Genomic DNA, 19,870 nt, shown 5'->3' with positions numbered 1-19,870 from the left:
CATCACTCCCGCCCTGCCCAACCCGGCCGATACCCTGAGCAGCCTGGACAAGATCCATCGCTTTGCCTACACCAAGCTGGGCAGCGAATACCTGTGGAGCCCCTCAATGCCGTGCCCGTTGCCGGCTGAGGAAGATATTCCGATTGCCTACTACGGCACGTCCAATATCGGACAGCTCAAGTACGTGTATCGCAAGGGCCTGGCCCTGCGTTACGGCAAGACCATGCAGTGCATCGCTGGCATCCACTACAACTTCTCGTTGCCGGAAGCGCTGTGGCCGTTGCTTAAGGAGACTGAGGGATTTGTCGGCACCGATCGCGACTACCAGTCCACCGCCTATATCGCGCTGATCCGTAACTTCCGCCGTTACAGCTGGCTGCTGATGTACCTGTTCGGTGCATCCCCTGCCCTGGACGCCGGTTTCCTGCGCGGTCGCTCGCACCAGCTGGAAGTGCTCGACGCCGACACGCTGTACCTGCCCTACGCAACCAGCCTGCGCATGAGCGACCTGGGTTACCAGAGCAACGCCCAGGCCGGCCTCACGCCTTGCTACAACGACCTGGCCAGCTACACCGACAGCCTGCGCGAAGCGGTAGCAACGCCCTACGCACCGTACGTCGAAATCGGAACCCATCAGGACGGTGAGTGGGTACAGCTCAACACCAACATCCTGCAGATCGAAAACGAGTACTACTCCAACATCCGCCCCAAGCGTGTGACCTACACCGGCGAACGGCCGATCCAGGCGCTGGTGGCCCGTGGCATCCAGTACATCGAAGTGCGCTGCCTGGACATCAACCCGTTCCTGCCGATGGGCATCGACCTGCCGGAGTCGCGTTTCCTCGACGCCTTCCTGCTGTACTGCGCGTTGAACGACAGCCCGCTGTTTGCCGACAACGAGTGCGGCAACGCCACCTCCAACTTCCTCAGCGTGGTCAAGGAAGGTCGCCGTCCCGGCCTGCAATTGCAGCGTCAGGGCCAGCCTGTGGACATGAAGGAATGGGCTGCCGAGCTGCTGGAGCAGATTGCGCCACTGGCCGCCTTGCTGGATGAAAGCCACGGCATCACCGAGCACAGCCAGGCGCTGGATGCCCAACTGGCCAAGGTCAAGGATTCGTCCCTGACCCCGTCGGCCCAGGTGTTGGCGGCGATGGCCGAGCGTAAGGAAAGCTTTGCGCAGTTCTCCCTGCACCAGAGCCAACTGCACGCCGAGCATTTCCGCAGCGAGCCGCTGCCAGCCGAAGAGCAAGCGCAGTTTGAAGAACTGGCACGCAAATCGCTGGCACAGCAGGCGGAGCTTGAGCAGAACGAAGTGGGTGATTTTGACGTGTTTGTTGGCTCGTACCAGGCGAGCATTCTGGCGATCAGTAACTAAAGGTCGTACACAAACCCTGTGGGAGCGGGCTTGCTCGCGAATGCGGTCTGTCAGTGATTGATGTGCTGACTGATACACCGCATTCGCGAGCAAGCCCGCTCCCACATTTGACCTATGCGCCTCAGGATCCACGTTCACTTCTCCTCATAAGCTAATTCGAAAATGTTATTTATTTTCGTATTCTTAGATCATTTAGTCTCCTCACACGCCGACCCTCGGCCGCCTGATTGAGGAGCTTCCCCTTGAAACTGCTTACCCCTCTGCGCCTCTTGGCCGCATTGTCCCTGGCCGGTGCCAGCCTGTTTGCCCAGGCGGCGGATGTGACCATCGCTTACCAGACCACCGTGGACCCGGCCAAAGTCGCCCAGGCCGACGGCGCCTACGAAAAAGCCACCAACGCCAAGATCAACTGGCGCAAATTCGACAATGGCGCCGACATCATCGCCGCCATCGCGTCCGGCGACGTGCAGATCGGCTATCTCGGTTCCAGCCCGCTGACCGCTGCGATCACCCGCAAAGTGCCGGTGGAAACCTTCCTCGTTGCCACCCAGATCGGCGGCGCCGAAGCCCTGGTAGCGCGCGACGGTTCGGGGATCAACAGCCCGCAGGACCTGATCGGCAAAAAAATCGCCGTGCCCTTCGTGTCCACCGGTCACTACAGCCTGTTGGCCGCGCTGAAGCACTGGAACATCGACCCGTCCAAAGTAACCATCCTCAACCTCGCACCACCGGCGATCATCGCCGCCTGGAAGCGCGGTGATATCGACGCTACTTACGTATGGGACCCCGCCCTGGGCGTGGCCAAGGAAAACGGCAAGGTGCTGATCACTTCCGGCGAACTGGCCAAGTTTGGCGCGCCAACCTTCGATGCCTGGATCGTGCGTAAGGATTTTGCCGAGAAGCACCCGGAAATCGTCACGGCGTTTGCCAAAGTCACCCTGGATGCCTACGCCGCCTACCGTAAAGACCCACAAGCCTGGCTCGCCGACAAAGGTAACGTCGAAAAACTGGTGAAACTCTCCGGCGCCAAGCCCAGCGACATCCCACTGCTGCTGCAAGGCAACGTCTACCCGCTGGCCGCCGACCAGGTGACCCTGCTGGGCGCACCGACCACCAAGGCCGTGACCGATACCGCCGCGTTCCTCAAGGAGCAAGGCAAGGTCGACGCCGTGCTGCCGGACTACGCCCCTTACGTCAGCGCCAAGTTCATTACTAACTGATCAGGAGTTCATCGCGATGGCCTTGCTACAACTGGAGCGCATCAGCGCACAGTACCCAGGCGCCACAGAACCGGTACTGTCAGACATTTCAATCGACCTGGGGCCCCAGCAATTGCTGGTGGCCCTCGGCCCGTCCGGCAGTGGCAAGACTTCGCTGTTGAACCTGATTGCCGGCTTTGTCGAACCGTCCGCCGGGCGCATTACGCTTGATGGCGTGCCGGTCAAAGGCCCGAGCGCCGAACGCGGCGTGGTGTTTCAGGACGACGCCCTGCTGCCCTGGCAGGATGTGCTGGCCAACGTCGGCTTCGGCCTGGAGCTGGCCGGTGTGCCCAAGGCGCAACGTGAAGTGCGCGCTCGGGAAATGCTGGCGCTGGTGGACCTGGCCGGTTTCGACAGCCGCCGCATCTGGCAACTTTCCGGTGGGCAGAAGCAACGTGTCGGCCTCGCCCGCGCGCTGGCGGCCGACCCTCGTGTGCTGCTGATGGACGAACCCTTCGGCGCCCTCGACGCCTTCACCCGCGAACAGATGCAGGAGCTGCTGCTGCAAGTCTGGCGGCGCACGGCCAAGCCGGTGTTCCTGATTACCCACGACATCGAAGAAGCGGTCTTCCTGGCCACCGACCTGATCCTGCTGGCGCCCAACCCTGGCCAGATCGTCGAACGCCTGAGCCTGGATTTCGGCCAACGCTACGCCGCCGGTGAGTCGGCGCGGGCGATCAAGTCCGACCCGCGCTTTATCGAAACCCGCGAACACGTGCTGGGCAAAGTGTTCTCCCAACGGCAGGTGTCCGCATGAGCAGCTACGAACTTCCCGTCACGGCCGCCAAGCCGGCGGTGCACGCGGTTATCCCGGTGCGTCGCAGCCTGAGCACCCGCTGGATCAGCCTGCTGACCCTGGTCGCGTTGCTGGTTATCTGGTGGGCCGTGACCGCCACCGGTTTGATCGAACCACTGTTCCTGCCACCGCCGTCCGCAGTGCTACAGAAAGGCTGGCTGCTGGCGACCACCGGCTACATGGACTCCACCCTGTGGCAACACCTGGGCGCCAGCCTCAGCCGTATCGGCCTGGGCTTGGGCTTTGCCGTGCTGACTGCCGTGCCGGTGGGGATCGCCATCGGCTCCAACCGTATCGCCCGTGGCATTCTCGACCCGCTGATCGAGTTCTACCGCCCGATCCCGCCATTGGCCTACCTGCCGCTGATCGTGATCTGGTGCGGCATTGGCGAACTGTCCAAGGTGCTGCTGATTTACCTGGCGATCTTCGCGCCGATTGCCATCGCCACCGCGACCGGTGTGCGCACGGTCGACCCGGCCAAGCTGCGCGCCGCACAGTCGTTGGGCGCCACCCGCGCCCAGTTGATTCGCCATGTGATCCTGCCAAGCGCGCTGCCCGACATCCTTACCGGCGTGCGCATCGGCCTGGGCGTGGGCTGGTCGACATTGGTCGCCGCCGAGCTGATCGCGGCCACCAGCGGCCTGGGTTTCATGGTGCAGTCGGCGGCGCAGTTCCTGGTCACTGACGTGGTGGTGCTGGGCATCCTGGTCATCGCCCTGATCGCCTTCGCCATGGAAATGGGCCTGCGTGCCCTGCAGCGTAAATTAGTGCCGTGGCATGGCCAGGCACATTGAGTGAGAACCGCATGAGCAGCCTGACCGTTACCCCCATCAGCACCGCATTGGGTGCCCTGATCAGTGGCGTCGATATCACCCAGCCGTTGAACATTGAAGAGCGCGATGCCATTGAACAGGCATTGCTCAAGCACTCGGTGCTGTTCTTCCGCGATCAACCGATCAACCCGCAACAGCAAGCGCGGTTCGCGGCGAATTTTGGTGACCTGCATATCCATCCGATCTACCCCAATGTGCCGGAACAGCCCGAAGTGCTGATCCTCGACACCGCCGTCACCGACGTGCGCGACAACGCCGTGTGGCACACCGACGTGACCTTCCTGCCGACTCCGGCGTTGGGCGCGGTACTCAGCGCCAAGCTGCTGCCGGCGTTTGGCGGCGATACGCTGTGGGCCAGCGGGATTGCGGCGTATGAGGCGTTGTCCGAGCCGTTGAAGCACTTGCTCGATGGGCTGACCGCGACCCACGACTTCACCAAGTCCTTCCCGCTGGAGCGCTTTGGCAACACCGCCGAAGACCTGGCGCGTTGGGAAGAGACTCGCAAGAAGAACCCGCCGTTGTCGCACCCGGTGGTGCGCACGCACCCGGTGAGTGGGCGTAAGTCACTGTTTGTCAGTGATGGGTTCACCACCAGAATCAACGAGCTGGAGCCGGCGGAGAGCGAGGCGATTCTAAAGCTGCTGTTCGCCCATGCGACACGCCCGGAGTTCACCATCCGCTGGCGCTGGCAAGAGAATGACGTGGCATTCTGGGATAACCGCGTGACGCAGCATTACGCGGTGGATGATTACCGGCCGCAGCGGCGGGTGATGCACCGGGCGACGATTTTGGGGGATGTGCCGTTCTGAGGGGCAGGAACCGAAGACTGGCTTTTAAATATGTTAAACCGCTATCTTTCTGATCGCTCTCAGGAGGATGAATCTGTGAAACAAAAACCTAAGTTGGGCGCACGTACATCCGCTGCAAAAACCCGAAAATGCAAAGGGCTTGGAAGCAGAATACGAGCCCGGCTTTCAGGCGTAGGCTATATCGAGCTTGAACTGCCTGAGAGAGCAACAGCAGTTGGGATTGTGAAGCTCGAAGACTAAGCGACCGCCAATGAGTGTGCGCGGGACCTGTGGCGAGGGAGCTTGCTCCCGCTGGGCCGCGAAGCGGCCCCAAAAATGGGACTGCTGCGCAGTCCAGCGGGATCAAGCTCCCTCGCCACAAGTACTTTTTACTCTTTCTAGTTTTTAACTGACTGGCATTAGGGCAAGCCCACTCCCACACCAACCCCACATTGATCCCGTGCGGCCGCTTATTCAGCAGTAGATGGCTTTTCCCACAGGTTGATCCCACCTTCCTGGGCAAACCGGTCGATCTCCGCCAATTCCTCAGCGCTGAAATGCAGGTTCTTCAACGCCCCGACGTTCTCGATAATCTGCTCCGGCCGGCTCGCACCGATCAGCGCACTGGTCACCCGTGGATCACGCAGGGTCCAGGCCAATGCCAGTTGCGCCAGGCTCTGGCCACGGCGCTGGGCGATTTCGTTCAGCGCACGCACGTGGGCGATGTTGGCTTCGGACAGGTGCTTGGCCTGCAACGAACCACCGCCCGGACGATTCACCCGCGCATCCGCCGGTACGCCGTTGAGGTATTTGTCGGTCAGCAGACCCTGGGCCAATGGCGTGAACGCGATCACCCCGGCGCCGAGCTCTTCGGTGGTGTCCAGCAGGTCTTTTTCCACCCAGCGGTTGAGCAGGTTATAGGCCGGTTGGTGAATCAGCAGCGGTACTTTCCACTCTTTGAGCAGCGCGGCGATTTCGCGGGTTTTCACGCCCGAGTAGGACGAAATACCAATGTACAACGCCTTGCCTTGTTGCACGGCAGTGGCGAGGGCGCTGGCGGTTTCTTCCAGGGGGGTGTCGGCGTCAAAACGGTGGGAGTAGAAGATGTCCACGTAGTCGACGCCCAGGCGTTGCAGGCTCTGGTCGAGGCTGGCCAGCACGTACTTGCGTGAGCCGCCGCCCTGGCCGTAAGGGCCGGGCCACATGTCCCAGCCGGCTTTGCTGGAGATGATCAGTTCGTCGCGATAGTGCTTGAAGTCTTCGCGCAGCAAGCGGCCGAAGTTGATCTCGGCGCTGCCATAGGGCGGGCCATAGTTGTTGGCCAGGTCGAAGTGGTTGATGCCCAGGTCGAACGCGGTGCGCAACAGAGCGCGCTGGGTGTCGATCGGGGTGCTGTCGCCAAAGTTGTGCCACAGGCCCAGGGACAGTGCAGGCAGCACCAATCCACTGCGGCCTACGCGGCGGTACGGAATAGATTCATAGCGGTTTTCGGCAGCAATGTAAGTCATCGAATCCTCTCTTGGACGTCGGCAAATAAGGCCTGGGAATAAGGTTATTCCCAGGCCTTTTAACCAGCTGAATCGCTTAAGTCTGCCGTTCCGTTCTACAGCAATTGCCTACCAGAGTGGAACGACATAACTCACATAGAAGCGGTTTTCATCCTGCACGGTGGCACCGCTGATGTCCGGGCTGGCGTGGGCGTTTTTCCAGGTCACACCCAGGCCCTTGAGAGTGCCGGTGGGCACTTGATAAGCCACGGCGACGTTACGTTCCCATTCGCTGGTGGTGCCTTGCGCCGTGCGGATGTCATCACCGTGGGCATAGGCAGCGGAGAACGTCAGGCCCGTGAGGCCAAGCTTACCGAAGTCATACTTGTACTGCGCAAGCCAAGTGCGCTCACCGGCGTGTTGAAATTTATTCAACTGCATGTTGGTCAGCGCCGGGGTGTCGGCGCCTGAGCCTGGGCCCTGGCGGTTGTCGCCGCTGTTCAGGCCGGAGTCCAGGTACGGGAAGTCGCTGTCGCCGCTGTTTTTCTGGATACCCAGGCCGACGGTGTGGCCGTCGAGGCTGTAGCTTTCAAGCAAGCTGGCGGTGGTCTGGTTGATGCGGCCTTTGTTCACGCCGTCGCCGTACAGACCACTCGCGGCGTAGTCCTTGTCACCGTCGGCGTTGCCACCCACCCCCAGGCTGCGGAATACACGCAGGTCGGTGTCGATGGCACCCACGGATAACGCGTCATGGCGCTTGGCACCGAGGAAAAACTGCTGGTAGTAATCCTCAAGGTTGGAATACCACAGGCTGACCGTGGTGTTCTGGATGCCGGTGTAATCCGCACCGCCGAACAGGAAGCGATCGCTCTCTTTGGTGCCGCCGGCGGTGATCATGCCCTGGTCGCCGGTTTCGTTGCGAATCTTGGTCTTGAAGATATCGCCGCCGGTGAAGGTGAAGTCGCTGAGGTCTTTGGACACCAGTTGCACACCGGTATTGGTCTGCTGGTACAGGCGCCCGTCGGTGTTGGCGAGTATCAGGTTGTTGCCGTAGAGCGTGCCGACACGCAGTTCATCCTTGGCGAAACGCATCTTGAACGTCGGGCTCAACACACCGAACTGGTCGGCGGATTTGCCGTTGTCCAGCGGGAACATGCTGCCGGGGTAGCGGCCCTGGTGATCCTTGTCGTTGAGGTCACCGCCGGAGTCCAGCTTCAACCCGTAGAACGCCTGCAGGTCCAGGCCAAAACCCACCGGACCTACGGTGTAGCCGGACTTGAAGTTGAACTCGAACCCCTGGCCCCAATCCCTAATGCTGTGAGCCTTGGCGTTGCTGTTCACCACATCACGCCCCTGCTGGTTGAGGTAGCGGTTGAGCAGGGTCACATCGGCGTGGCTGTCATCGATAAAATCGGCGTGGGCGGACAGCATGAAGCTCGCCATGGCGGCACCCACCATAGGGCTTATCAACGTCTTCATTGTTACCGGTCTCCGTCACTGTTCTGAAATGAAAGCGTCAAACGCTTCACACAATTACGCAGTGGCCAGATGACAGTTGCGCGTCAAAACGCGGCTTGAACGAATGAAATTAAATTTAAGAAACCCTTTAACTACGCGGGTTAGCGGGCATTTTCGAAGATTTCCGCGAGCCAGTCGACGAACACGCGCACCCGTGGCGACATGTGCCGATTCTGCGGATACAACACTGAAACCGGCATCAACGGCGGCGGTGTTTCGCGCAGGATTTCACGCATCACTCCCTGTTCGATCAGCTCCGCCATGCGGTAGTGCGGGCACTGGATAATGCCGAGTCCGGCCACCGCGCTGGCCGAATAAATCTCCGCGCCGAACACCGACAATGCACCGTCGATACTCACTTCCTGCAGCTCGCCATTGACCATGAACTCGAACGGAAACAGCTTGGCCGTGGTGCGCGACACGTAGTTCACCGCGCGGTGTTCACTCAGCTCGGCCAGGCGCTTGGGTTCTCCGTATTTGCGCAGATAAGCGGGGCTCGCGCAGGTCACTTGGCGCAAGTTGGCGACGCGCCGGCCAATCAACGCGGAATCCCCCAGAGTGCCTGCACGCAGCACGCAATCGACGCCCTCCGCGATCAGGTCGACAAAGCGATCCGCCTCACTGATGGACAGCTCGATATCCGGGTAACGCGCCATGAACTCCGGCAGCGCCGGCACCACAAAATACTTGGCCAGCGTGCCGTGCAGGTCCACGCGCAAACGCCCCTTGGGCGCCACGCTGCGGAACGCCAGCTCGGCCTCTTCCAGCTCCGCGAGCAACTGCACGCATCGTTGGTAATACGCCTCGCCATCGAGGGTCGGGCGCACACGCCGGGTGCTGCGTTCCAACAAGCGCGTGCCCAGCCAGGCTTCGAATTGATTGAGGGTGTGGGTCAGGGTCGCACGGGGCAGATTCAGGTCATCGGCCGCCAGGGTGAAGCTGGAACGCTCGTAAATCCGCACGAAGACCTTCATGGCTTTGACTTGATCCACGCTGCACTCCTACACGCCGATTGTTGGCGATTATTGAACAGTCAAGGCAACTCTGGCGCATTTATCGGCCTGGGTAAACATGTGAATCTGCTTCCACACCCCGTTCAAGGACCCAGATCATGACGACTCAAGTAGCAATCATCACCGGCGCCTCCCGCGGCATTGGCGCCGTCATCGCCAAGCAACTCGCTGCCGACGGGTACGCCGTGGCCATCAATTACGCCAGCAGCGCCACCGAGGCGTCGAAGCTGGTAGTGGAACTGCGCCAGGCCGGCCACCAAGCCATAGCGATCCAAGGCGACGTCGCCAAACCCGCCGACATCAAGCGCCTGTTCGACGAAACCGAAGCGCAATTGGGCAAGGTGGATGTGCTGATCAACAACGCCGGCATCCTCAAGATCCTGCCCCTGGCTCAACACAGCGACGAACTCTACGACCAGAACTTCGATATCCACACCCGTGGCACCTTCAACGCCCTGCGCGAAGCCGCCACCCGCCTGAATGACGGCGGACGCATCGTCAACTTCTCCAGCAGTACAGTCGGTCTCAACTTCCAAGGTTACGCGGTGTACATCGCCAGCAAGGCGGCGGTGGAGTCCCTGACCCAAGTGTTCGCCAAAGAGATGCGCGGGCGCCGGATTACCGTCAACGCCGTGGCGCCAGGCCCGGTCGCCACCGAGTTGTTCCTGCACGGCAAAAGCGAAGAGCAGATCCAGGGCATGGCCAAGATGCCGCCGCTGGAACGCCTTGGCCAACCGGAAGATATCGCCCGCGTGGTGGCGTTTCTGGTGAGCCCGGCCGGTGGCTGGGTGAATGGGCAAATCCTGCGCGCCAATGGCGGGCTGGTCTAAGTCACACATCCGGGCCAGCGATGTTCTCTTTGTGGAGCTCTATCATGCCAACCTTGTTGATCCCCGCACTCGCCCCGCTTTACCGCTTCGCCGAACCCCTGGCCTACGCGCTGCTGCGCGCAGGTTTTGGGGTGATCATGCTCACCCACGGGCTGCCCAAATTGCTGGGCAATGCCCATGGTTCGATGGCCAACCCGATGGCGGCGTCCATCAATCTGATCCAGAACCGCCTGCATTTGCCGCAGGCGGAGCTGATCGGCCTGCTAGTCGCTCTACTGGAAGCAGTCGGTGGATTGCTGTTGATACTCGGCCTGGGCACACGGCTGATCGCGGCCATGATGACCGTGCAGATGCTGACCATTGCTTACTTGCTGGGGCCGACGTGGCCGTGGATCGACCGAGGCATCGAGTACCCGGTGCTGATGGCGCTGCTATCGTTGTACCTGGTGTTTCGCGGTGCCGGCCGCTATTCCCTGGACAACGCACTGGGCAAGGAGCTCTGAACATGCACACCACCCTGGTGATCAGCGCAGGCTTGATTCTGCTGGTACTGATGCTGTTGATCGGGCAGAAGCTTGGCGTGAGCCGGCCCATTCTGGCCTACAGCTTTGTGGCGATCTGGTTGGGGGTAGCGGTGGTCAATGGCGCTGTAGGGGTCGTCACTGCAGGCCAGCCCCTGGTGTCGGAGCTGGTGATCGGCAGTGGCGTGTTCGGCGTGCCCCTGGTGGCACTGGCCCTGTACCTCAGGGCCTGAGCCTCAGCGCACCAAGTGCAGGAACTGCAGGTGACGCTCGTACTGGTCGAGGATGTCGTTGATGATCTGTTCCTTGGTATAGCCCACCAAGTCATAGTCCTGGCTACCCTCGGCCAAGTGCACTTCCGCCCGGTAGTAGCGACGGTTGTTGAGCTCCTTGGAGCCCATTCCGCCACGGGCAAATGACGGCGTGAAGTAGCCGCGCATCTGCACCTGGTAGATGAACGGACGCTCCTCGCCATGGCCGATTTCCAGGCTGACGCTGTCGTTGGCGGGGTCAGGTTGTGTCACGACATTCAAACCCTTCTCGACAAACACCGCCGTCACTTCTTCAATCGCCGGGCGCACCGTCGAGTCAAGGAAACGGTACACCTCGTCTCGCGACGGGAAGTGCACGGCCTGGCTCAAACGCTGGCGCCAGCCGCCGCGTCCCTTGCGAGCCGTCGAAATCGGTGCCAATGAATGCAACTGGGCGATCTGCTTTTGCGACTCTAAATAGAACGCCTTGTGCAGCCCCCACATCATCAGCAGCAGGATCATGGAGAACGGCAACGAGGTCAGCACCACCGCCGACTTGAGCGAATCGATACTGCCGGCAAACAACAACGCACTAGTGACCAGTGCCGTCATCGCGCCCCAGAACACCCGCAGCCATTTCGGCCCATCTTCATCGGCGTTGCCACCTTTGGACGACAGGGTGGACAGCACCACGGTGCCAGAGTCGGCCGAGGTCACGAAGAACACGAAGCTGATAAACACCGTGACCGCGATGACGGTTTTGCTCCACGGGTAGGTTTCCAGCAGCAGGTAGAGGCTCATCGACGGGTTATCGATGGCCGACTGACCGAGTGCGGCCATACCGTGGTTGAGCACCTGGTCGATGGCGCTGTTGCCGAAGATCGACATCCACGCCAGGGTGAAACCCAGCGGGATCAGCAGCACGCCAAACACGAACTCACGGATGGTGCGACCACGGGAGATCCGCGCGATAAACAGGCCCACAAACGGCGACCATGCAATCCACCAGGCCCAGTAGAACACCGTCCAACCGCCCAGCCAGTCGCTGGGTTTGTCGTAGGCGTACACGTCGAAACTCTTGGTCGGCAAGGCGCCCAGGTAGTCGCCGATGTTTTGGATCAAGGTATTGAGCAGGTGCTGGGTCGGCCCGGCGAACAACACGAACAGCAGCAACGCACAGGCCAGCAGCATGTTGATGTCGGACATCACGCGCACGCCTTTATCGACACCGGCCACGGCGACGATGATCGCGGCGCCCATCATCAGCGTGATCAGACCCACCTGGATCCACTGGGTATGGGCGATGCCGAACAGGTAGTCGAGACCGGAGTTGAGGTGCAACACGCCGAAGCCCATGTCGGCGCCCAGACCGAACACCGTAGCAATGATGCCGAAGCCATCCACCGCGTAACCGATGGGGCCGTTGATGCGCTTGCCGATCAGCGGGTACAGCGCCGAGCGCAACGCCAGCGGCAGGTTATGCCGGTAAGCGAAATACGCCAGGGCCATGCCGACAAACGCGAACACGCCCCAACCATGCAGGCCCCAGTGCAGAAACAGGATCTGCATGGCCTGGCGCGCGGCATCGGCGTTCATCGGCGCGCCCTGGGGCGGTTGCACCAGGTGCGTCAGCGGCTCGGAGACGCAGAAGAAAAACAGCGTGATGCTGATCCCGGCGGCGAACAACATGCCGGCCCAGGACAGGTAACTGAATTCGGGCTCGTCGTGGTCGGCACCGAGTTTTATCTTGCCGTAGCCCGATAACGCGGTGACCACCACGAAGACCAGATACAGGGTCATCGCCAGCATGTAGTACCAGCCGACCGTGTTGGCCGCCCAGTTTTGCGCCGCCAGCAGCCAGGCACCAGCCTGTTGCGGGATAGCGATGACCGTGATGCCGAACAGCAGGATAAACGTCGCGGCGAAGTAGAAGACCGGCGCGTTCATGCGCACCTGGCCGCTAGTAGGGGTGGACGATGCACTCATGAACGATGCACCCCGAAGGTGAGGGATATGGCTGTAAATAACGGACTCAGCAAAGGTAAGCCTCCTGTTGTGAGCGGGCAGCGAACCACCGGGTTTAACTTGAACGAGCATTCAAGTTAAACATGGATGGGCGGTCTGGGACTAATCGCAGGGCTGAGTGGTAGACATTTCCTACGCCAGCCCAAGGCAAGCTTAGTCCTCAGTGCTCACAGGAAGTGCCATCACTTTTGCGTGCCGTCATCATGTTGCAGGTTGGCCTGGGTGATATTCGCCCCCGCCGGCACGCTGCGCGTCAGCCACACGTTGCCGCCGATGGTCGAGCCCTGGCCGATGGTGATACGCCCCAGGATCGTCGCCCCGGCGTAGATCACCACGTCATCCTCGACAATCGGGTGGCGTGGGTGGCCTTTCTGCAACTGCCCGTCTTCGTCCGCCGGGAAGCGTTTGGCGCCCAGGGTTACGGCTTGGTAGATGCGCACGCGCTCGCCGATGATCGCTGTCTCGCCGATCACCACACCGGTCCCGTGGTCGATAAAAAAACTCGGGCCGATCTGCGCGCCGGGATGAATATCGATACCGGTGGCCGAGTGGGCAATTTCCGCACTGATGCGCGCCAACAGCGGCAGGCCGGCGCGGTACAGGTGGTGCGCCAGACGGTGGTGAATCACCGCCAGGATGCCCGGATAGCACAGCAGCACTTCATCCACGCTGCGTGCCGCTGGGTCGCCGTGGTAGGCGGCCAGCACGTCGGTGTCCAAAAGACTGCGCAGGGACGGCAGGGCCAGGGCGAAATCCTGGATCAGGCGGATGGCGAGCGCGTCGACTTCGCTGTCATCCTTGGCACCCTGTCGCGCGGCGTAGCGTAGCTCCAGGCGGGCCTGGCCGAGCAAGGCATTGAGCGCCACATCGAGGGTATGCCCGACGTAGAAATCTTCACTTTCTTCACGCAGGTCAACCGGGCCGAGGCGCATGGGGAACAGCGCGCCGCACAACGACTCGAGAATCTGCGCCACCGCCTCGCGGGACGGCAACTCACGACCACCATGCTCTCCACTCAAGCGCCCATTGCGCGTTCGCCACTGGTCCCGGGCGCTGCGCAGTTGGCTGACGATGGTCTGTAATTGCCAATGACTGGAACGCTCACTCACGGTATTCACTCCTGACGAAATGGTCATCACTTTACGGTATGCACCCTGGCCGCCCTTAAGAACCAATGGTGTGATGCTAAGAACCGTCCGGAATAAGCGATTGACGGTTGCCCGATGAAAAGTGCCTGCCTATAGTCGCCCCATACTCATCAACCGTGCGTAGCCATGATCAAACAACAGCTCGACCGTTTTAACCGCCTGGAACTGCTGGGTGGCGCCACTGCCCTGGAAAAACTCGAGCGGCTGTCGGCCTGGTTGGGCAGGGATATCTACGTCAAGCGCGACGACACCACGCCGCTGGCGATGGGCGGCAACAAGCTGCGCAAGCTCGAATACCTCGCCGCCGATGCCATCGCTCAAGGCGCCGACACCCTGGTGACCGCTGGCGCGATCCAGTCCAACCACGTGCGCCAGACCGCCGCGTTGGCCGCCAAGCTCGGCCTGGGCTGCGTCGCCCTGCTGGAAAACCCCACCGGCACTGAAGACCCCAATTACCTGGGCAACGGCAATCGCCTGCTGCTGGAGCTGTTCGACGCCAAGGTGGAGCTGGTCGAGAACCTCGACAACGTCGACGACCAGCTCAACGCCCTCGCCGACCGCCTGCGCAGCAACGGCAAAAAACCGTACCTGGTGCCGATCGGCGGCTCCAATGCCCTCGGTGCATTGGGTTACGTGCGCGCCGGGCTGGAGCTGGCCGGGCAGATCGAAGACAGTGGCATCGAGTTCGCCGCCGTGGTCTTGGCCTCCGGCAGCGCGGGGACGCATAGCGGCCTGGCGTTGGCCTTGAGCGAAGTATTGCCGAACCTGCCCGTGATTGGCGTCACTGTCTCGCGCACCGAAGAGGCCCAGCGCCCGAAAGTAGAGGGCCTGGCCGAACGCACTGCCGAATTGCTGGGGGTAAAAACTCCAGAGGCCTTCAAGGTGATCCTGTGGGACGAATACTTCGGCCCGCGCTACGGCGAACCGAACGCCGGCACCCTGGCGGCGGTCAAGCTGCTGGCGAGCCAGGAAGGCCTGCTGCTGGACCCGGTCTACACTGGCAAGGCCATGGCCGGCTTGCTGGATGGCATCGGGCGTCAACGCTTTGAGGACGGGCCGATAATTTTCCTGCATACCGGTGGCGCGCCAGCGTTATTCACTTATGACTCGACGTTCTAAAAAAGCCGACCATTATATTCCATAAAAGAATAACCGAATGATTTAATATTATTTTCAAGTCTTAAAAACCGGCTTTATAGTCGCGCCGTAGGCGAAGACGCGCTACGCGCTTTAAGGCAGGATACGACTACTGCGTCACCTGCTTCGCTCACCATAAAAAACACAGGGGCTCTTCATGACTATTTCTGTATTCCGTCGCACGTTGTTGGTTGGCACTTTGGGCCTGGCACTCGGAGCTGGCCTGATGGGCCAGGCCATCGCGGGTGAACAGCTGGACAACATCAAGAAAGCAGGCGAGATCAAGATCGGCCTGGAAGGCACCTACCCACCGTTCAGCTTCGTCGATGAAAGCGGCAAGCTCAGCGGTTTCGAGGTGGAGCTGTCCGAAGCGCTGGCCAAGGAGCTGGGCGTGAAGGTCAAGCTGCAGGCCACCCCCTGGGATGGCATCCTCGCTGCCCTGGAATCCAAACGTCTGGACGCCGTGGTCAACCAAGTGACCATCTCGGAAGAGCGCAAGAAGAAGTACGATTTCTCCAAGCCTTACACCGTCTCCGGTATCCAGGCACTGGTCCTGAAGAAGAACGTTGACGCGATCAAGACCGCCGATGACCTGGCCGGCAAGAAAGTCGGTGTGGGCCTGGGCACCAACTACGAACAATGGCTCAAGGACAACCAACCTAAAGCCCTCATCAAGACTTACAACGACGACCCGACCAAGTTTCAGGACCTGCGCATCGGCCGTATCGACGCCATCCTGATCGACCGCCTGGCCGCCCTGGAATACGCCAAGAAAGCCCCTGACACCGCCGCAGCCGGCGACGCCTTCTCCCGTCAGGAAGCCGGGATTGCCCTGCGCAAAGGCGAGCCAGAACTGCTCGACGCGGTGAACAAGGCCCTCGACAAACTGCGCGCCGACGGCACCTTGAAGAAGCTGTCCGAGAAGTACTTCAACGCTGACGTCACTCAATAATGGAAGCAGGTTTCCAACTCGCGCTGGACTCCGCGCCCTTTCTGCTCAAGGGCGCGTACTACACGGTGATCCTCAGCCTCGGCGGGATGTTTTTCGGTTTGCTGCTGGGCTTCGGCCTGGCCTTGATGCGCCTGTCGCGCTTCAAGCTGGTGAGCTGGCTCGCCCGAGTCTACGTGTCGTTCTTTCGCGGCACGCCCTTGCTGGTACAGCTGTTCTTGATCTACTACGGCTTGCCGCAAGTGGGCATCGAGCTGGATCCGATCCCGGCCGCCATGATCGGCTTTTCGCTGAACATGGCCGCCTATGCCTGTGAAATCCTGCGCGCCGCCATCGGTTCCATCGAGCGCGGCCAATGGGAAGCTGCGGCCAGTATCGGCATGACCCGTGCTCAGACCCTGCGCCGGGCCATCCTGCCGCAGGCCATGCGCACGGCTTTGCCGCCGCTGGGCAACAGCTTCATTTCGCTGGTCAAGGACACGGCGCTGGCCGCCACCATCCAGGTGCCCGAGCTGTTCCGCCAGGCGCAATTGGTGTCGGCGCGGACCTTCGAAATCTTCACCATGTATCTCTCCGCTGCCCTGATCTACTGGATTTTGGCGAGCATCCTGGCGCATTTGCAGAATCGCCTGGAAGACCGGGTCAACCGGCATGACCTGGAGTCCTGAAGCATGATCGTGGTTGAAAAACTGACCAAACAATTCAAGGGTCAGGTGGTGCTCAACGGCATCGACCTGGAGGTCAAGGAGGGCGAAGTCATCGCCATCATCGGCCCCAGCGGTTCCGGCAAGACCACCTTCCTGCGCTGCCTGAATTTCCTCGAACAACCCACCAGCGGTCGCATCAAGGTGGGCGACATCGAGATCGACAGCAGCAAGCCGATCAACCAGCAGGCCAGCCTGGTGCGGCGCCTGCGCCAGCACGTGGGTTTTGTGTTCCAGAGCTTCAACCTGTTCCCCCACCGCACCGCGCTGGAAAACGTCATCGAAGGGCCCACCGTGGTCAAGAAGATGCCAAGGGAAGCCGCTGATGCCCTGGGTCGCAAGCTGCTCGCCAGGGTCGGCCTGGCGGGCAAGGAAGACGCGTATCCAAGGCGTCTCTCGGGCGGCCAGCAACAGCGCGTGGCGATTGCCCGTGCGTTGGCCATGGAGCCGGAGGTGATTCTGTTCGACGAACCCACCTCGGCCCTCGACCCGGAACTGGTGGGTGAAGTACTGGCAACCATCCGCAGCCTCGCCGAAGAAAACCGTACCATGGTCATCGTCACCCACGAGATGAGCTTTGCACGGGATGTGGCCAACCGGGTGATCTTCTTCGACAAGGGCGTGATCGTGGAACAAGGCGAAGCCAAGGCGTTGTTTGCCAACCCCAAGGAAGAGCGCACCAAACAGTTCCTGAGCAAGTTTCTCTCCCACTGACACTCCCTTGGAAACGCTTGAATGTGGGAGGGAGCAAGCTCCCTCGCCACAACAAGCCCCTCCTACAGGAATTCCTCGCTGGCACGCGTAAAACACTCTGCCGCACTCACGCAAAAATCCCCGCACCAGTCAGACCCTTCTGAATATCTCCAAACCCGCCGTTTAGCCCTTTGCCGCCATTGACGCTCCGTGCCCAACCCTCTTATCTAGCGCCCAGAGGATTGGATCCTATCCCGGCTACTCACTGAATCGTTCTGTTCGGCCCACCGCGCTTGCCTGCGCCAAGGGGCTGGAGCGATTGCTGCTGGCTGCATCAAGGAGATTATTTATGACGCCCCCCCTGCTCACCGCCCCGACACTGCCCCAGGCCATCGGCAATGGCATCAATGCCCTGGCCGCCACACACTTGCAGGTCGACATCGCGCCGTATCCCGGCATGGATGAAGGCGACCTGATCGAGCTGTTCTGGAACAACTGCTTTGCCGCTTCGCGTCGGGTGACCGCCTGCAAGATCGGCACACTTACCCATCTACGGGTGCCGGAGAGTTTTGTGCTGGACGGCCCGACCCAAGTGCATTACCAGGTCATGCAAGTGGGCCACGCCCCTGCCCGTTCGGCCGTGACGCGCGTGCAGGTGAAGACGCTCTTTCCGGGTGGCCAGCCCTCGTCGCTGTGCGGCGACGAAAACCAGAATCTCGCCCCCGTGGGCTTGCCCGAAATCATTCGTCGCTACGGCGTCAACGCCTGCCAGGTACGGCGCGGTATCCCGCTGACCATCGAGCCGTATCTCAACATGACCACCGGCGATGCGATCACTCTGCGTTGGGGCGATGTACGCCTTGACTTGCCCAAGATCCAAGCCGCTGAAGTCGGCCTGGCGGTGCAGGTATGGGTGCCCTCCGCGGTAATCACCGAGGCTGGCGAAGACTGTCGGCTGGAAGTGACGTACTGCATTCTTGATCGCGTCGGCAACAATTCACGCTGGGCGCCCGCCCGCATGTTACGCATTGCCGCCGAGGCGCCGACCCGCCTGACCGGGGCGGCGCTGATCTATCAACCGCGCCCACTGGGATCGCCCTGCGAACCTGGGTGACAGACCTTCTATGCATATTCCCAAAAGTTAGTTTATTTAAATATTTAACACGCTTAGGGTATATGCACCGGACCACCGGACATCGCTGATTTTTCTGTTTTTATTTCATTGAATGCGAGGTCGGTATGGTCAGGATTACCCCGGTGCACAACGCCAGGGCATTACGTGCAGCCAAGGAGCGGCGCTGATGTCTAACTTGGCTCAAACACCCCCCCAGAGCGATCTGGACATTGCCCCCCTGCTGTTGCCAGCCGCCGTGCTGCGCAACGATGCAGAAGCGCTGAAGGCGGCCCATGAACTCGCCCAGGCTGCGCGCCTGCAAGCCGCCAAGCGCGACCAGCAGCGCAAGCTGCCATGGGCACAGCTCGAACAGTTCACCCGCAGTGGGTTGGGCAGTATTTCCATTCCCCGTGAATACGGCGGCCCGCAGGTGTCTTTCGTGACCCTGGCCGAGGTGTTCGCGATCATCAGTGCGGCAGACCCGGCCCTCGGGCAGATTCCGCAGAACCATTTCGGCATCCTGCACCTGTTGCAAGGTGCCGCCACCGAGCGCCAGAAAAAGCAGCTGTTCCAGAGCGTCCTCGACGGCTGGCGCATCGGCAATGGCGGCCCGGAGCGCGGCACCAAAAATACCCTGGAACTCAAGGCGCGCATCACCGCCGTGGGTGACGGTTATGTGATCAGCGGCCAGAAGTTCTATTCCACTGGCGCGCTCTTCGCCCACTGGGTTGCCGTCAAGGCACTCAACGATGACGGCAAGCAGGTCATGGCGTTTGTGCGCCGTGGCACCGAAGGCCTGCGCATCGTCGATGACTGGTCCGGCTTTGGCCAACGCACCACCGCCAGCGGCACCGTGTTGCTGAACCAGGTGCCGGTCGACGCCGAGTTGGTCGTGGAAAACTGGCGCATCGGCGAAACCCCGAATATCCAAGGCGCGGTCTCCCAATTGATTCAGGCGGCCATCGATGCGGGCATCGCACGCGGCGCGCTCGACGACACCATCGCGTTCGTACGTGAACGCTCGCGCCCATGGATCGATGCCAAGGTCGAACGCGCCAGCGATGACCTGTATGTAATCGCCGATATCGGCAAGCTGAAGATCGAACTGCACGCCGCCGAAGCCCTGCTGCGCAAGGCTGGCCAGGTGCTGGACCAGGTCAGCGCTGCGCCGATCACCGCGCAGTCCGCGGCCCGTGCGTCGATTGCCGTGGCTGAAGCCAAGGTGCTGACCACCGAGGTATCGCTGCTGGTCAGCGAAAAACTCTTCGAGCTGGCCGGTAGCCGCGCCACCCTCGCCGAATTCAACCTCGACCGTCATTGGCGCAACGCCCGCGTGCACACCCTGCACGATCCGGTGCGCTGGAAATATCACGCCATCGGCGCCTATCGACTGAACGGCACGTTGCCTGCCAGGCATTCCTGGATCTGA

The 19,870-nt window shown here is 61.2% G+C and carries 19 protein-coding genes; 14 read left to right on the top strand and 5 right to left on the bottom strand.

Features of this window, described 5'->3' with window-relative positions:
- The 5 genes from gshA to tauD all read left to right on the top strand — a co-directional run.
- Window positions 1-1,375, top strand: a 1,375-nt coding sequence (gene gshA, locus HX812_RS20650) for a glutamate--cysteine ligase (protein WP_178949124.1), incomplete at its 5' end; no start/stop codon positions are given.
- A gap of 242 nt (window positions 1,376-1,617) precedes the next feature.
- On the top strand, window positions 1,618-2,595 hold the full coding sequence (gene tauA / locus HX812_RS20645; RefSeq protein WP_038843618.1) for a taurine ABC transporter substrate-binding protein: 978 nt from the start codon (window positions 1,618-1,620) through the stop codon (window positions 2,593-2,595).
- Window positions 2,596-2,611: 16 nt separating this feature from the next.
- On the top strand, window positions 2,612-3,391 hold the full coding sequence (gene tauB, locus HX812_RS20640; protein WP_017254560.1) for a taurine ABC transporter ATP-binding subunit: 780 nt from the start codon (window positions 2,612-2,614) through the stop codon (window positions 3,389-3,391).
- A complete protein-coding gene (gene tauC, locus HX812_RS20635; protein ID WP_038843615.1) occupies window positions 3,388-4,224 on the top strand; it encodes a taurine ABC transporter permease TauC in 837 nt (278 codons plus the stop codon). The genes tauB and tauC overlap by 4 nt, the downstream gene beginning before the upstream one ends.
- Before the next feature lie 11 nt (window positions 4,225-4,235).
- The gene (gene tauD, locus HX812_RS20630) at window positions 4,236-5,072 is read left to right on the top strand and encodes a taurine dioxygenase (protein ID WP_038843614.1); all 837 of its coding nucleotides are present in this window, start codon (window positions 4,236-4,238) and stop codon (window positions 5,070-5,072) included.
- A gap of 449 nt (window positions 5,073-5,521) precedes the next feature.
- Here tauD and mgrA read toward each other — a convergent pair whose 3' ends face one another.
- From mgrA to HX812_RS20615, 3 genes are all read right to left on the bottom strand, one after another.
- A complete protein-coding gene (mgrA, locus tag HX812_RS20625) occupies window positions 5,522-6,559 on the bottom strand; it encodes an L-glyceraldehyde 3-phosphate reductase (RefSeq protein WP_038843613.1) in 1,038 nt (345 codons plus the stop codon).
- A 108-nt stretch (window positions 6,560-6,667) separates the two neighbouring features.
- Entirely contained in the window at window positions 6,668-7,996 is a 1,329-nt protein-coding gene (locus tag HX812_RS20620; RefSeq protein WP_080642348.1) for an OprD family outer membrane porin, read from the bottom strand.
- A gap of 161 nt (window positions 7,997-8,157) precedes the next feature.
- On the bottom strand, window positions 8,158-9,048 hold the full coding sequence (locus HX812_RS20615; protein WP_038843609.1) for a LysR family transcriptional regulator: 891 nt from the start codon (window positions 9,046-9,048) through the stop codon (window positions 8,158-8,160).
- A 119-nt stretch (window positions 9,049-9,167) separates the two neighbouring features.
- Between HX812_RS20615 and HX812_RS20610 the strand changes: the two genes are divergently transcribed.
- The 3 genes from HX812_RS20610 to HX812_RS20600 are packed head-to-tail and all read left to right on the top strand — an operon-like array spanning window position 9,168 to window position 10,653.
- Window positions 9,168-9,899 carry an SDR family oxidoreductase gene (locus HX812_RS20610; RefSeq protein WP_038843608.1) on the top strand — a complete coding sequence of 244 codons (732 nt, stop codon included), beginning with the start codon at window positions 9,168-9,170 and terminating at the stop codon, window positions 9,897-9,899.
- 44 nt (window positions 9,900-9,943) lie between these two features.
- Window positions 9,944-10,402: a DoxX family protein gene (locus HX812_RS20605; RefSeq protein ID WP_050572387.1), complete on the top strand. Its 459-nt coding sequence runs from the start codon at window positions 9,944-9,946 to the stop codon at window positions 10,400-10,402.
- A 2-nt stretch (window positions 10,403-10,404) separates the two neighbouring features.
- Complete coding sequence (locus HX812_RS20600; protein WP_038843606.1) at window positions 10,405-10,653, top strand: hypothetical protein; 249 nt, start codon at window positions 10,405-10,407, stop codon at window positions 10,651-10,653.
- Between the two features lie 3 nt (window positions 10,654-10,656).
- Here HX812_RS20600 and betT read toward each other — a convergent pair whose 3' ends face one another.
- Together betT and epsC are read right to left on the bottom strand one after the other, a co-directional pair.
- Window positions 10,657-12,618, bottom strand: coding sequence for a choline transporter BetT (gene betT / locus HX812_RS20595; protein WP_162834914.1), 1,962 nt, complete (start codon window positions 12,616-12,618; stop codon window positions 10,657-10,659).
- 260 nt (window positions 12,619-12,878) lie between these two features.
- Entirely contained in the window at window positions 12,879-13,805 is a 927-nt protein-coding gene (gene epsC / locus HX812_RS20590) for a serine O-acetyltransferase EpsC (RefSeq protein ID WP_016974984.1), read from the bottom strand.
- Between the two features lie 165 nt (window positions 13,806-13,970).
- On the opposite strand from epsC, the gene HX812_RS20585 reads away from it, so the two are divergent.
- The 6 genes from HX812_RS20585 to HX812_RS20560 all read left to right on the top strand — a co-directional run bounded on the left by HX812_RS20585 (window position 13,971) and on the right by HX812_RS20560 (window position 19,870).
- A complete protein-coding gene (locus HX812_RS20585; RefSeq protein ID WP_038843605.1) occupies window positions 13,971-14,963 on the top strand; it encodes a D-cysteine desulfhydrase in 993 nt (330 codons plus the stop codon).
- Between the two features lie 175 nt (window positions 14,964-15,138).
- Window positions 15,139-15,933 (top strand): cystine ABC transporter substrate-binding protein, encoded by a 795-nt coding sequence (gene tcyJ / locus HX812_RS20580; protein WP_038843603.1) that lies wholly within the window; start codon window positions 15,139-15,141, stop codon window positions 15,931-15,933.
- On the top strand, window positions 15,933-16,598 hold the full coding sequence (tcyL, locus tag HX812_RS20575) for a cystine ABC transporter permease (RefSeq protein ID WP_010214112.1): 666 nt from the start codon (window positions 15,933-15,935) through the stop codon (window positions 16,596-16,598). Before tcyJ ends, tcyL begins: the two co-directional genes overlap by 1 nt.
- A gap of 3 nt (window positions 16,599-16,601) precedes the next feature.
- A complete protein-coding gene (gene tcyN / locus HX812_RS20570; protein WP_038843602.1) occupies window positions 16,602-17,348 on the top strand; it encodes an L-cystine ABC transporter ATP-binding protein TcyN in 747 nt (248 codons plus the stop codon).
- 328 nt (window positions 17,349-17,676) lie between these two features.
- Entirely contained in the window at window positions 17,677-18,441 is a 765-nt protein-coding gene (locus HX812_RS20565; protein WP_038843601.1) for a hypothetical protein, read from the top strand.
- Between the two features lie 187 nt (window positions 18,442-18,628).
- Window positions 18,629-19,870, top strand: coding sequence for an SfnB family sulfur acquisition oxidoreductase (locus HX812_RS20560; RefSeq protein WP_038843599.1), 1,242 nt, complete (start codon window positions 18,629-18,631; stop codon window positions 19,868-19,870).

Origin of the sequence: Pseudomonas sp. IPO3749 (assembly GCF_013386605.1) — a bacterium.
Lineage (GTDB): Bacteria > Pseudomonadota > Gammaproteobacteria > Pseudomonadales > Pseudomonadaceae > Aquipseudomonas > Aquipseudomonas azotoformans_A.
Note: the sequence above shows the minus strand (reverse complement) of the source record. Positions and strands in the feature narration are given on the sequence as shown.